This window comes from Paracoccus aminophilus JCM 7686 (assembly GCF_000444995.1).
In the GTDB taxonomy this organism is placed as follows: Bacteria; Pseudomonadota; Alphaproteobacteria; order Rhodobacterales; family Rhodobacteraceae; genus Paracoccus; species Paracoccus aminophilus.
Window position 1 is genome coordinate 2,598,096 of record NC_022041.1, and the last position, 13,502, is coordinate 2,611,597.

Sequence of the window (13,502 nt, forward strand, 5' to 3'; positions counted from 1 at the left end):
CTACTGTCCCTTCGCTTAGGTCGCGGGAATGCCGCGATCCTTGCATTCCTGCAAGGTTTCGTCTGATTTCATTACTTTCAGCCCCATGGGCTGGACGTCGGAGAGGGTGAAATAGGCCCCGATCTCCAATTCGCCATTACGCTTTTGCTGATCAGTCATGATGTGGCGCGCGTAGCTTGTCCCATTCTCTTTGGCCCAACCAGCGAGTGCGCATGTGGCATAGGCGAAGGCCACGTCAGCGTCCACCCCCCGCTTGAGATTGGCATCCACTTTGACCATATCGCCCGGCTTGGGCTTCTTGCCGCCATTCATTGCTTCGACCTTGGCGCCCCGGAACATCTCGGGCTGCGACTTGAAGGCTTTGGGCAGGACCGGCAACATCGGCCGGGTCCGGGCGGCGAAAGCCTCCATCGCAAGCTCTTGCGAGGTTGGCTTCTTTTTCGCCGGGCCAAGCTCTGGCATGCCCCGGAAATCGAGCTGGAGGTTCAGGTTGAGATTGGCCAGATCCAGCTCGGAAATCGTGGCAAACGCATCCGGATTGTCGCCGTCGAGCTTCATCTCGCTGACCGACCCATCGGGCTCGAGGATCTGGATCTCGCCCGATTTGGTCGAGATCCGCGCGCGGTGCAATTTCCCCACACCCGGCTTTTCTTTCACCGGCTGAAGAAAGTTCACGGTCAGCTCGTCCGGCTTGACTGCCGGACGATAGGAAGAACCCTGATCCGCGCATCCCGCCAGCACGGCGGTTCCCGCAATCAGCAAGCTCAGAACGCGGCCGGATGGTCGCATGGGATCACTCCGCGGCAAGAGGCTGCGCGTGGCGCGCAGCGGCCATGGCCGACAACTCGCCCATCAGCGGCGAGGAGCGGGCAATCGGGTTGGTCAGGTAGAAATCGCGAATCGCATTCTGGAAGGGCACGCTCGCCCGACCGAGATCACGCAGCTCGAGCGGCTGCCACTGGTTCTCGGCAACCTGTTCAACCGCACCGAGATGCGGATGGGCCGTGATCAGCGCGCGGCGCAGAGCGGCCAGGCTGTCCCAAGGCTGGGTGCGGCCGAGCTCAGCCGAAAGCGCGCGCAGGATCGCCCAGTTTTCCTTGCCCTCGCCCGGCGCGAAATTGGCGCGCAGTGCAAGCTGCGGACGACCTTCGGTGTTGACGAAAAGCCCGTTTTCCTCGGTGTAGCAGGCGCCCGGCAGGATCAGATCGGCGCGATGCGCCCCGCGGTCGCCGTGGCTGCCCTGATAGATCACGAAAGCGCCCGGCTGGATCTCGACCTCATCGGCGCCGAGGTTATAGACCACCTCTGCCCCGTTGATCGCAGCGGCCAAGCCACCTTCAGTGACTGCGCCGACATCCATCGCGCCAACGCGGGATGCAGCCGTGTGCAGGATCAGCAGTTTGGAATTGGTGTTCTCGGCGAGCTTCATCGCATGGGCCAGAACCGCCTCGCCATCGGCTTCGCGGATCGCACCCTGCCCCACGATCACCAAGGTCGGCTTGGCACGGGTCTCGTCGCTGATCTGGCGCGAGGACAGGCTTTCAAGCGCCGCGCGGTCGGTGCCGACATGGGCGTAATCATAGGTCAGATCCACAGGCTCGCCGATCAGGCCGATCTGAGCGCCACGCGCCCAGGCCCGGCGGATCCGCGCATTGAGAACCGGAGCCTCGTCGCGCGGGTTGGTGCCGATCAGCTGAATCATCTCGGCCGTGTCGATATCGGCAATCGTCGCCGTCCCGACATAGGCCGAGCGGTTGCCCGCAGGCAGACGCGCGCCATCGGTGCGGCATTCGACCGAACCGCCCAGACCTTCGACCAGCTGCTTGAGGCTGAACGCCGCCTCAACCGGGACCAGATCGCCAATCAGACCGACGACCTTCTTGCCCTTGATCGCATGGGCCGCCGCTTCCAAAGCCTCGGTCCAGCTTGCCGGACGCAGCTTGCCGTTTTCACGGATATAGGGCTTGTCCAGACGCTGACGGCGCAGACCGTCCCAGACGAAGCGGGTCTTGTCCGAGATCCATTCCTCGTTCACGCCGTCATTGTTGCGCGGCAGAATGCGCATGACTTCGCGGCCCTTGGTGTCGACGCGGATATTGCTGCCAAGCGCATCCATGACGTCGATCGTCTCGGTCTTGGTCAGCTCCCACGGGCGGGCGGTGAAAGCGTAGGGCTTCGAGACCAGCGCGCCGACCGGGCAAAGGTCGATGATATTGCCCTGAAGGTTCGAATCGAGCGTCTCATTGAGGTAGCTCGTGATCTCGCTATCCTCGCCGCGCCCGGTCTGGCCCATCTGGGTGATGCCCGCGACCTCGGTCGTGAAGCGCACGCAGCGGGTGCAGGAGATGCAGCGCGTCATATGGGTCTCGACCAGCGGGCCGAGGTTCAGGTCCTCGGTGGCGCGCTTCGGCTCGCGGTAGCGCGAGAAATCGACGCCGTAAGCCATCGCCTGATCCTGCAGGTCGCATTCGCCACCCTGGTCGCAGATCGGGCAATCGAGCGGGTGGTTGATGAGCAGAAACTCCATCACCCCTTCGCGCGCCTTGCGCACCATGGGCGAGTTCGTCTTGATTTCCGAGGGCGCGCCTTCCGGCCCCGGACGCAGATCCTTGACCTGCATCGCGCAAGAGGCGGCGGGTTTCGGCGGGCCGCCGACGACCTCGACCAGACACATGCGGCAGTTGCCGGCAATCGACAGGCGCTCGTGGTAACAGAAGCGCGGAACCTCGACGCCCGCGGCTTCGCAGGCTTGAATCAGGGTCATATTGGGATCGACCTCGATGATCTTGTCGTCGATCTTGATCTTGCGAAGTTCGCTCATCTGCCTGTCCTTTGCCTCAGTCCACGCGGACGAAGGATTTGAAATCATAAACGTCCTCATGGCCCTGAATGCGGAGGACGGTGGTCATCGCGGGCTGACCGCGCTCGAAGGTCACCGTCGCCTCAGTCGGAGCCGACGGCGTGAAGGATGCCGTCCGGTTCGAGGTGACGCGGTAGCGCGTGCCATCGGCACGCGCGCATTGGATATCTGCCCCCGAGGCATTGCCGGTCACGCGCAGCACGGGCTTGCCCGCCAGATCGCGCGTGGCCTTAGAGCGCACGCCCGCGCCGGTCGCCTCGCAAGACAGATCCGAGGGCGCGAACATGTCGAAATTCAGCACGAATTTTTGGGTGGTCGGGGTGAACGGCCCGGCCTCGGCCCGACCATGCGCGAGAAGGTCGCCCGCGATCATGGCCAAAGCCGCCAGCGCCAGAAGGCCTGCCCCGATGATGCGTGTCAGCTTTTTCATTTCTTCACCAGAAAAGTCGCAATATATGAATTATTCGCGAATTCCTGTGCGCCAACGGCACAGAAGCTCTGAGCATTGCCCCGCACCGCACCCCGGCGCTTGAGGTAATCGTCAGCCACCGCATAGATGCGCTTCTTGTCGTCCTTGTTGTCGAGGAAAGCGTCGATCTGGCGGCTGGTATAGCCCTGTTTCAGCGTCCAAGCCTTGAGCGCCCGCGCCTGCCCAAAGGCATAGATCATCCGCGCATCATAGCTCGGGCATTCCTTGCGGATCCGGTCGGCGATGCGCGCCGCGATCAGCCGGTCATTGACGTATTTGTTCTGGCTCAGCGGTTCGAGCGCCAGAGCAAAGCCCGGGGTCGCCGCAAGCGTGATGGCAGCCAAAGCTGCCGCAGTCAGGGTTTTCAAGGTCGTCATCGCTCTCTTCTCCTGGATGCTATCCCTTGTGGTCATAACATCGGAGTCAGGCGAAAGTTCGACACGCTTGGGTGAACGCCGGGCCAACAGGCGCGCGAAAGCCGGGGCTGCGAAGCCCCTGCCCTGCGCGTCATGTTTTGCCCGAAGCCACGCCATGAATCTGCCCTTATTCCGCCGCCAGAGCGCCCATGCGCCCAGTGCGTTTCGCCTTGATGCGGTCCTCGATCTCTTCGCGGAAGTTGCGGATGAGGCCCTGAATCGGCCAGGCCGCCGCATCGCCGAGCGCACAGATCGTATGGCCTTCGACTTGCTTGGTGACGTCGAAGAGCATGTCGATTTCCTCGACCTCAGCCTCGCCGCGCACCAGGCGGTCCATGACGCGCATCATCCAGCCCGTGCCCTCGCGGCAGGGCGTGCACTGGCCGCAGCTTTCATGTTTGAAGAAGGCCGAGAGCCGCCAGATCGCTTTGATGATATCGGTCGACTGATCCATCACGATCATGCAGGCGGTGCCGAAGGACGAGCGCAGCTCGCGCATCCCGTCGTAATCCATGATGGCATTTTCGCATTGCTCGGCGGTCAAGACCGGGCAGGACGCGCCGCCGGGGATCACTGCCTTGAGGTTCTTCCAGCCACCGCGCACGCCGCCGCCGTGTTTCTCGATCAGCTCGCGCATCGGGATCGACATCGCCTCTTCGACGACACAGGGCGAGTTCACATGACCGGTCATGCCGAACAGCTTGACGCCCGCATTGTTCGGGCGGCCGAAGCTTGCGAACCACTCCGGACCGCGACGCAGAATCGTCGGGACAACCGCGATCGATTCGACGTTGTTGACCGTGGTCGGGCAACCATAAAGGCCCGCGCCCGCCGGGAACGGCGGCTTCATGCGCGGCATGCCCTTCTTGCCCTCGAGGCTTTCAAGGAGCGCGGTTTCCTCACCGCAGATATAGGCGCCGGCGCCGTGATGCAGGAAGAGATCGAAATCCCAGCCCGAACCCGCGGCATTGCGACCGAGAAGGCCCGCGTCATAGCATTCGTCGATCGCCGCCTGCAGCGCCTCGCGCTCGCGGATGAACTCGCCGCGAATGTAAATATACGAGGTATGCGCGCCCATCGCGAAGCTCGCGATCAGCGCGCCTTCGATCAGCGTATGCGGATCGTGGCGCATGATCTCGCGGTCCTTGCAGGTCGCGGGCTCGGATTCGTCGGCGTTGATGACGAGATAGGACGGACGGCCGTCCGATTCCTTGGGCATGAAGGACCATTTCATGCCGGTCGGGAAGCCTGCGCCGCCGCGACCGCGCAGACCCGAGGCCTTCATCTCGTCAACGATCTTGTCGCGACCGCGCTGGATGATCGCGGCAGTGCCATCCCAGCAGCCGCGCTTTTTCGCCCCGGCGAGGCTGCGATCCCCCATCCCGTAGAGGTTCGTAAAGATCCGGTCCTGATCGTTCAGCATTTACGTCGTCATCCTTATCGCTGCGAAGGCGCATTGCGCCGCCGCCAGATCCGCCAGGTCACCACAAGCGACCAGATCATTGCTGCAATTGCCGCCAGATCGGCGAGAAAAGCATATTTCGGCGGCAGGTCATATTGCCCGCCAACCCATTGAAAGCCCAACCAGCCGAGCATGGTGACGGCGATCACCACAGCGACCAGCCGCGCCTGAGCCGAATCTTTTGCCGTCTGATCGCGTTCGGGCTCAGTCATCCGCGCCCTCACTTAGCTGTTTTGCCTGTCCGACCCAGTCGTCGCTTTCAATGCGCGCGCCACGTCGACCCAGTTTCTTCGTATAATCCGCGATCTCATCGGCACCCCAGGCGGCGATCTCGACAAACCGCGAGACACCGAGCTTGTTCAGCGCCTCTTCGACCTTGGGCCCGATCCCATTGATCCGCTTGAGATCATCGGGCTTTTGCTTCTTCGCCTTGGCTTTGTCCTTCGACTTGTCCTTGGCAGATTTATCCTTGCCGTCCTTGGCTTTCGTGCCCTTGTCCTTGCCCGCTTTGTCTTTCGGCGCGACATCCTCGTCACGAGCGGCGGCAGGGGGCGCAGCTTGGGTCAAAGTCTCGACCGGCTCCAACACGGGCTCAGGCGCGGCCACCGGTTCTGACGCCAGTTCAGGCGTCGGAGCGATGGGCGCAGGCGCCTTGGCCACAGCCGGAGCAACAGAAACAGTTGCAGCAGCGGGCACGGGCGGCGCTGCGGCGAGGGGCGTCTCGACCGGCGTGACGGCCTTGCCGGGCATCGCGCGGCGCCGGTTCAGCAGCCCCGCCTCGACATCATAGGCCGGCGCTGCGCCCTCGCAGACAAACCAGATCAACAGCGCCCCGCCGAGCAAACAGGTGACCAGCGCAAGGAACAACCCGCCCAGCCAATGCGTTTCGCCGATGCCCGAGACAAACAGCATCACGACGAGGCCAGAGATGGCCCCGACGATCCAGCAGTTTCTCGTGCAGTCCGACTGTCGCATCCTGTTCTGCCTCTGCAGCGCCTAGCGGCCTCTGGCGCCTGTTTCCTTAATTTGTAGCATCATTCCCGGCGTCTGCGGCCCCTGCCCCGGCATTTGCTGCGGCAGGCTTGCCATTTCGCCACGGTGTCAGCAGCGGAACCTCGGTGCCGTCGATGCGCTTGACGGTCTCTTTGAGATCGACCGCAAGCCGCACGCTGGCATTATATTGATCCGCCGAACCGGTGAGACCGCTCAGCGAGGTTGCCCCGCCAAGCGCCTCGGACGAGAAACGCCCGTTCTGCGGCCCCGGCACCGGCACTTCGCCTGCCGCGAAAGCGTCGATCAGCGCCGAGAGCTTGTCCGCCGTCAGATCTTCGTAGAAATCCTTGCCGATCTGGACCATCGGCGCATTGGTACAAGCACCGAGGCACTCGACCTCTTCCCACGAGAAACGCCCATCCGCCGACAGCGTATGAGGCGCGGCAGCGATTTTTTCCTTGCAGACGCGGACGAGATCTTCCGCGCCGCAGATCATGCAGGTCGTGGTGCCGCAGATCTGGATATTGGCAATCGTGCCAACCGGATAGAGCTGGAACATGAAGTAGAAGGTCGCCACCTCAAGCGCACGAATATAGGCCATGCCAAGCAGGCTCGCGCAATATTCGATGGCCGGGCGGCTGAGCCAGCCCTCTTGTTCCTGCGCGCGCCACAGCACCGGAATGATCGCCGATTGCTGGCGGCCTTCCGGATATTTGGTCATCTGGGCCTCGGCCCAGGCCAGATTGTCAGGCGTGAACGCGAAGCTCTCCGGCTGGATGGGGGAAAGACGGCGGAGCATCAGCGGTCAACCTCTCCGAAAACGATGTCGAGGGTCGCGATGATGGCCGGAACATCGGCCAGCATGTGCCCTTTGGAGATCCAGTCGATCGACTGGAGGTGAGCAAAGCCCGGCGCGCGCAATTTGGCGCGATAGGGTTTGTTGGTCCCGTCCGAGACCAGATAGACGCCGAATTCACCCTTGGGGGCTTCGACGGCGGCATAGACCTCGCCCGCCGGAACCTTGAAGCCCTCGGTATAGAGCTTGAAGTGGTGGATCAGGCTTTCCATGTCGCGCTTCATGTCGGTGCGACGCGGCGGCGTCAGCTTGCCGCGCGCCAAAACATCACCGGCAGGCTCGGCGCGCAGTTTCACGCAGGCCTGTTTCATGATCTTCACCGACTCGCGCATTTCCTGCATCCGGATCAGGAAGCGGTCATAACAGTCGCCATGTTTCCCGACCGGGATCTGGAAGTCGAATTCGTCATAGCATTCATAGGGTTGCGAGCGACGCAAATCCCATGCCAGACCCGAGCCGCGCACCATGACGCCGGTATAGCCCCAGTCGAGGCAATCCTGCTCGGTCACGATGCCGATGCCGACCTGACGCTGTTTGAAGATGCGGTTTTCGGTCAGCAGTGTGTCGAGATCGTCGATGACCTTCGGGAAGGTCTCGCACCAGGCCTCGATATCGTCGATGAGCTGCGGCGGCAGGTCCTGATGGACGCCGCCCGGGCGGAAATAGGCCGCGTGTAGACGCGCACCGCAGGCCCGTTCGTAGAAAATCATCAGCTGCTCGCGGGCCTCAAAGCCCCAGAGCGGCGGGGTCAGCGCACCGACGTCGAGTGCGCCGGTGGTCAGACCCATGAGGTGGTTCAGAATCCGGCCGATTTCGCAATAAAGCACGCGGATCAGGCTCGCGCGGCGCGGAATGGTCGTGCCGGTCAGCTTCTCGATCGCCAGACACCAAGCGTGCTCCTGGTTCATCGGCGCCACGTAATCGAGGCGGTCGAGATAGGGCAGGTTCTGGAGATAGGTCCGGCTCTCCATCAGCTTCTCGGTGCCGCGGTGAAGCAGACCGATATGCGGGTCGGCACGTTCGACGATCTCGCCGTCAAGTTCAAGCACCATGCGCAGCACGCCGTGGGCGGCCGGGTGTTGGGGCCCGAAGTTGATGTTGAAGTTGCGGATGCTTTGCTCGCCGGTCAGCGCGTCAAACGAACCGTCGTCGTAGCTGTTCTTGCGAATGTCGCCGTCCATCTCAGCCCTCCAGCCCGAGGCACGGGCCCCGGTCCTTGCAATTCACCATGTCGCGGCTCACTTTTTCGTCTCCGCAGGCGCTTTCTCATCGCCGGGCAGCACGTATTTCGCGCCTTCCCACGGCGAGAGGAAGTCGAATTGGCGGTATTCCTGAACCAGCTTGACCGGCTCATAGACGACGCGTTTTTCGACATCGTTCCAGCGCACTTCGACATAGCCCGTGGTCGGGAAGTCCTTGCGCAAAGGATGACCGCGGAAACCATAGTCGGTCAGGATGCGGCGCAGATCGGGATGGCCGGCGAAGAGGATGCCGAACATGTCGAAAATCTCGCGCTCATACCAGTTCGCGCTTTCATAGACGCCGATCAGGGTCTGGACGAGTTCGTCCTCGCGCACCGCGACTTTCACGCGGATGCGCTGGTTTTGATACATCGACAGCAGGTGATAGACGACATCGAACCGCGCCGGGCGGGCCGGATGATCGACCGCGGTGATGTCGATCAGGGTCGAGAAGCGGCAGGTCGGATCGCTGCGCAGGAACTCGATCAGATCGACCACGCCCGACAGGGTCGCGGTCACATTCAGCTCACCGAAAGCGATTTCGGTCGAGAGCACCTCATTGGCGCGCCGCGTCGCAATGTGATCGGCGAGATTTTCGAGGATTTCCGGGTCGATGGTCGACATGACTTACCTCACCAACGTGCCGGTGCGCCGGATGCGGCGCTGAAGTTGCAGGATGCCGTAGAGCAAAGCCTCGGCCGTGGGCGGGCAGCCCGGGACATAGATGTCGACCGGCACGATGCGGTCGCAGCCGCGCACCACGGAATAGGAATAATGGTAATAGCCGCCGCCATTGGCGCAGCTGCCCATCGAGATGACATAGCGCGGCTCGGGCATCTGGTCATAGACCTTGCGCAGAGCCGGGGCCATCTTGTTGGTCAGCGTGCCCGCGACGATCATCACGTCGGACTGGCGCGGAGAGGCGCGGGGCGCGGCCCCGAAACGCTCGAGGTCATAGCGCGGCATCGAGGTTTGCATCATCTCGACGGCGCAGCAGGCCAGACCGAAGGTCATCCAATGCAGCGAGCCATTGCGCGCCCAGGTGATGAGATCCTCGGCCGTGGTCAGCAGGAAGCCCTTGTCCTGAAGCTCGCGGTTGAGCTCGGCGGTGGCGACCTCGCGGTCGGCCCCGGCCGTATTCGCCCCGGTCATCACGCCCATTCCAGCGCTCCCTTCTTCCATTCATAGGCAAAGCCCACGGTCAGCACGCCAAGGAAGACGATCATCGACCAGAACGCGACCTCCGAAAGTCCGCCGAAGCTGACCGCCCAGGGGAAGAGGAAGGCGACTTCGAGGTCGAAGATGATGAACAGGATCGAGACGAGATAGAAGCGGACGTCGAATTTCATCCGTGCGTCGTCGAAGGCGTTGAAACCGCATTCATAGGCGCTGACCTTCTCGGGGTCCGGGTTGCGCACCGCAACGACCGCCGCAGCCAGCATCAGCACGATCGCCAGCGCCGAAGCCATTGCCAGGAAGACGAGGATCGGCAGGTATTCGTGTAGCAGGTAGTCCACGGAACAAGGCTCCCTTTCGCGCGCAGGAACCCGTGTGGCGTCCCCGCGATGGGTTTGGCTTCCGCTCGTTTAGACCCGGTTCGGCGCGGGGTCAACGGTCGCTCGGGCCGCACCGACCTGTCACAGATTTAAAATGCCGAAGTTATTACTCAAAGGAAACAGTCCTTTGCATGAATAATCCCCTAAGATTCCCGCAAGGCGAGAATATTTCCGATCAGATGGACGGAAAAAGTGGGGCAGATGCGGTTCGGGCGGTGGAATCGCCGGGCCAAAAGCCCGGCGCAAAAGCGGGGTCAGCCCCGCCCGCGTCCGATCCGGCCAAGATGGGTGTGTTCGAATCCCTCGGGCTGTTTCAGGCCAAAGCCGCAGGCGCGATCGACGCCGATATGGACCAGCCAAAGAAGCCCGAAGGTGATGACGCCGCTTTCGCCCAAAGCCATGCCAAGCAGCACGACCAAGAGGCCGCAGGCATAGAGATGGAAGGCATTATAGACCGCCGCGCCGATCCGGGGCCCCGCGAGATAGCCGACCATCGCGAGATCGGGCAGCAGGAAAACCACCAGCCAGAGCCACCAGGGCCAGCCGGCCCCGGTCATGATCGCGATCACCAAAGCGATGACGGCAATGCCGCCGCCCTCGATCCGTTGCCAGTCCTCGGCCCTCATTCTGCAGCCCTCCGTTTGGCCCGATCGAGAAGCGGGCCGAGATAGCGCCCGGTGTGGCTTGCCGGATTGGCCGAGACCTCTTCGGGAGTGCCGGTGGCCACAATCAGGCCGCCGCCGTCGCCGCCCTCGGGCCCGATGTCGATCAGCCAGTCGGCGGTCTTGATGACATCGAGGTTATGCTCGATCACCACGACGGTATTGCCCTGATCGACAAGGCTGTGCAGCACCTCCAGAAGCTTCCGCACATCCTCGAAATGCAGGCCCGTGGTCGGCTCGTCGAGGATATAAAGCGTGCGCCCGGTCGATTGCCGCGACAGCTCCTTGGCCAGTTTGACGCGCTGCGCCTCGCCGCCCGACAGCGTGGTGGCCTGCTGGCCGACTTTGACATAGCCAAGGCCGACCTCGACCAGAGCGTCCATCTTGTTGCGGATCGAGGGCACCGCCTTGAAGAACTCCTGCCCCTCTTCAACGGTCATATCCAGCACATCGGCGATGGATTTGCCCTTGAACTGCACCTCCAGCGTTTCGCGGTTGTAGCGCTTGCCGTGGCAGGTCTCGCAGGTGACGTAAACGTCGGGCAGGAAATGCATCTCGATCTTGATGACGCCGTCGCCCTGACAGGCCTCGCAGCGGCCACCCTTGATGTTGAAGCTGAAGCGGCCGGGCTTATAGCCCCGCGCCTTGGCTTCCGGCAGGCCCGCGAACCAGTCGCGGATCGGGGTGAAGGCCCCGGTATAGGTCGCCGGGTTCGAGCGTGGCGTGCGTCCGATCGGGCGCTGGTCGATGTCGATGACCTTGTCGAGATGTTCGAGCCCTTTGATCGTCTCGCAAGGCGCGGGTGTTTGATGCGCGCCGTTCAATCGCATCGAGGCGGTCTTGAACAAGGTCTCGATGGTCAGCGTCGATTTGCCGCCGCCCGAAACGCCGGTCACGCAGACGAATTTCCCCAGCGGGAAATCCGCGCTGACATTCTTGAGGTTGTTGCCCGTCGCCCCGATCACCGAGACCTTTTTGCCATTGCCCATCCGCCGATGGGCCGCGACCGGGATCTCGCGCAGGCCGGACAGATATTGCCCGGTGAGGCTCGCCGGATTGGCTGCGATCTCGGCAGGCGTGCCCTGAGCGATGATCTGGCCGCCATGAACCCCTGCCCCGGGACCGATGTCGAAAACATAATCGGCGTGGCGGATCGCATCCTCGTCATGCTCGACCACCAGCACCGAATTGCCCTGATCGCGCAGGTTCATCAGCGTCGTCAGCAGCCGGTCGTTGTCACGCTGATGCAGGCCAATCGAAGGCTCGTCGAGCACGTAAAGCACGCCGGTCAGCCCTGAGCCGATCTGGCTCGCCAGACGGATCCGCTGGCTTTCGCCGCCCGACAGCGTGCCCGAAGCGCGCGACAGCGTCAGGTAATCGAGGCCGACATTGACGAGGAAACCCAGACGCTCGCGGATTTCCTTGACGATGGGCGCGCCGATCTCGGCCTTCTGCTTCGACAGCGTCGCCGGAGCAGCCTTGATCCAGTCCAAAGCCTCGCGGATCGAGAGCTTGGTGACTTCGCCGATGTGATTGCCCGCGATCTTGACCGCCAAAGCCTCTGGCTTCAGCCGGTAGCCGTTGCAGCTGCCGCAGGGGCGGTTGTTCTGATAGCGCTCGAATTCTTCGCGCACCCAAGCCGAGTCGCTTTCGCGCAGGCGGCGCTCCATATTCGGAATGACGCCTTCGAAGGTCCGGCTGATCTCATAGATGCGACCGGCATCGTCAAAGCGGAATTTGATCTCTTCGCCGCCCGAGCCGTAAAGGAACATCTTCTGCACATCGAGCGGCAGATCCTTCCAGGGCGTCTTCTTGTCGAAACCGTAATGCTTGGCCAAAGCGTTGATCGTCTGGGTCAAATAGGCCGATTTCGACTTCGCCCAAGAGGCGATCGCGCCGCCCGGAACCGAGAGGCTCTGATCCGGCACGATCAGGCGCTCGTCGAAAAACAGTTCCATCCCAAGCCCGTCGCACACCGGACAGGCCCCAAAAGGCGCGTTGAAGGAAAAGAGACGCGGCTCGATTTCGGGGATGGTGAAGCCCGAGACCGGGCAAGCGAAGTTTTCGCTGAAGGTGATGCGCTCAGGCTCGGGCGCAGCGCTTTCCTCGCCCGCAGGCGCGGTTTCCAGAACCGCGATGCCGTCGGCCAGATCCAGCGCGGTGCGGAAACTGTCGGCAAGCCGCGTCTCCATCCCATCGCGCACGACGATGCGGTCAACGACCACGTCGATGTCATGGCGGAACTTCTTGTCGAGCACCGGCGGCTCGTCGAGTTCATGGAACTGCCCGTCGACCTTGACGCGCTGGAAGCCCTGCTTCCGGAGTTCGAGGAATTCTTTCTTATACTCGCCCTTGCGGTCGCGCACGATCGGCGCCAGCAGATAGGCGCGCGTGCCCTCGGGCATTCCCATGACCCGGTCGACCATGTCCTGGACCTGCTGCGCCTCGATCGGCAGGCCGGTGGCGGGCGAATAGGGCGTGCCTGCGCGCGCAAAGAGCAGACGCAAATAGTCATAGATCTCGGTCACGGTCCCCACGGTCGAGCGCGGGTTCTTCGAGGTCGTCTTCTGCTCGATGGAAATCGCCGGAGACAGGCCCGAGATGCGGTCGACATCGGGCTTGCCCGCCATGTCGAGAAACTGCCGCGCATAAGCCGAGAGGCTTTCGACATAGCGCCGCTGGCCTTCCGCATAGATCGTGTCAAAGGCCAGCGAGGATTTGCCCGAGCCTGAAAGACCGGTAATGACCACCAACTGGTCGCGCGGAATGTCGAGATCGACGTTCTTCAGATTGTGCTCGCGCGCGCCGCGCACCTCGATGAACTTCTGTTCCATCATCCGTTCCCATTTCCGCCAAGCGCATCAGATAGGGCTTGATCGTGAAAAAGCAACCTAAAAAAGCGAACGTATAGAGAACGCCGGAACGGAAGCTGAAAAGGAAGCATTAATCTGTTGCAGGCATAATCAGGACGGGCTCGGTGCCGGCCG

General features: G+C 62.5%; 13 protein-coding genes and 1 pseudogene. All 14 read right to left on the reverse strand.

What is annotated here, in order from left to right; translation table 11 throughout:
* Positions 1–15: 15 nt before the first annotated feature.
* Positions 16–789 carry a hypothetical protein gene (locus tag JCM7686_RS12625; RefSeq protein ID WP_020951208.1) on the reverse strand — a complete coding sequence of 258 codons (774 nt, stop codon included), beginning with the start codon at positions 787–789 and terminating at the stop codon, positions 16–18.
* Positions 790–793: 4 nt separating this feature from the next.
* Positions 794–2,821 carry an NADH-quinone oxidoreductase subunit NuoG gene (nuoG, locus tag JCM7686_RS12630; RefSeq protein ID WP_041527341.1) on the reverse strand — a complete coding sequence of 676 codons (2,028 nt, stop codon included), beginning with the start codon at positions 2,819–2,821 and terminating at the stop codon, positions 794–796.
* 16 nt (positions 2,822–2,837) lie between these two features.
* Entirely contained in the window at positions 2,838–3,290 is a 453-nt protein-coding gene (locus JCM7686_RS12635; RefSeq protein WP_020951210.1) for a hypothetical protein, read from the reverse strand.
* Positions 3,287–3,706, reverse strand: coding sequence for a DUF5333 domain-containing protein (locus JCM7686_RS12640; protein ID WP_020951211.1), 420 nt, complete (start codon positions 3,704–3,706; stop codon positions 3,287–3,289). Before JCM7686_RS12640 ends, JCM7686_RS12635 begins: the two co-directional genes overlap by 4 nt.
* A gap of 166 nt (positions 3,707–3,872) precedes the next feature.
* A complete protein-coding gene (nuoF, locus tag JCM7686_RS12645; RefSeq protein WP_020951212.1) occupies positions 3,873–5,168 on the reverse strand; it encodes an NADH-quinone oxidoreductase subunit NuoF in 1,296 nt (431 codons plus the stop codon).
* Between the two features lie 14 nt (positions 5,169–5,182).
* Positions 5,183–5,419 (reverse strand): DUF5337 domain-containing protein, encoded by a 237-nt coding sequence (locus JCM7686_RS12650; protein ID WP_041527342.1) that lies wholly within the window; start codon positions 5,417–5,419, stop codon positions 5,183–5,185.
* On the reverse strand, positions 5,412–6,182 hold the full coding sequence (locus JCM7686_RS12655) for a hypothetical protein (RefSeq protein WP_020951214.1): 771 nt from the start codon (positions 6,180–6,182) through the stop codon (positions 5,412–5,414). Before JCM7686_RS12655 ends, JCM7686_RS12650 begins: the two co-directional genes overlap by 8 nt.
* 76 nt (positions 6,183–6,258) lie before the next feature.
* Positions 6,259–6,999, reverse strand: a pseudogene (gene nuoE / locus JCM7686_RS12660) (NADH-quinone oxidoreductase subunit NuoE); the annotation flags it as partial.
* The gene (locus JCM7686_RS12665; RefSeq protein WP_020951216.1) at positions 6,999–8,237 is read right to left on the reverse strand and encodes an NADH-quinone oxidoreductase subunit D; all 1,239 of its coding nucleotides are present in this window, start codon (positions 8,235–8,237) and stop codon (positions 6,999–7,001) included. The pseudogene nuoE and the gene JCM7686_RS12665, both read right to left, overlap by 1 nt.
* A 57-nt stretch (positions 8,238–8,294) precedes the next feature.
* Complete coding sequence (locus tag JCM7686_RS12670; RefSeq protein ID WP_020951217.1) at positions 8,295–8,921, reverse strand: NADH-quinone oxidoreductase subunit C; 627 nt, start codon at positions 8,919–8,921, stop codon at positions 8,295–8,297.
* Positions 8,922–8,924: 3 nt separating this feature from the next.
* Positions 8,925–9,458: a NuoB/complex I 20 kDa subunit family protein gene (locus tag JCM7686_RS12675; protein ID WP_020951218.1), complete on the reverse strand. Its 534-nt coding sequence runs from the start codon at positions 9,456–9,458 to the stop codon at positions 8,925–8,927.
* Positions 9,449–9,814, reverse strand: coding sequence for an NADH-quinone oxidoreductase subunit A (locus JCM7686_RS12680; RefSeq protein ID WP_020951219.1), 366 nt, complete (start codon positions 9,812–9,814; stop codon positions 9,449–9,451). Before JCM7686_RS12680 ends, JCM7686_RS12675 begins: the two co-directional genes overlap by 10 nt.
* A 293-nt stretch (positions 9,815–10,107) precedes the next feature.
* Complete coding sequence (locus tag JCM7686_RS12685; protein WP_020951220.1) at positions 10,108–10,479, reverse strand: DUF4260 domain-containing protein; 372 nt, start codon at positions 10,477–10,479, stop codon at positions 10,108–10,110.
* Positions 10,476–13,352 carry an excinuclease ABC subunit UvrA gene (gene uvrA, locus JCM7686_RS12690; RefSeq protein ID WP_020951221.1) on the reverse strand — a complete coding sequence of 959 codons (2,877 nt, stop codon included), beginning with the start codon at positions 13,350–13,352 and terminating at the stop codon, positions 10,476–10,478. Before uvrA ends, JCM7686_RS12685 begins: the two co-directional genes overlap by 4 nt.
* Positions 13,353–13,502: the final 150 nt, after the last annotated feature.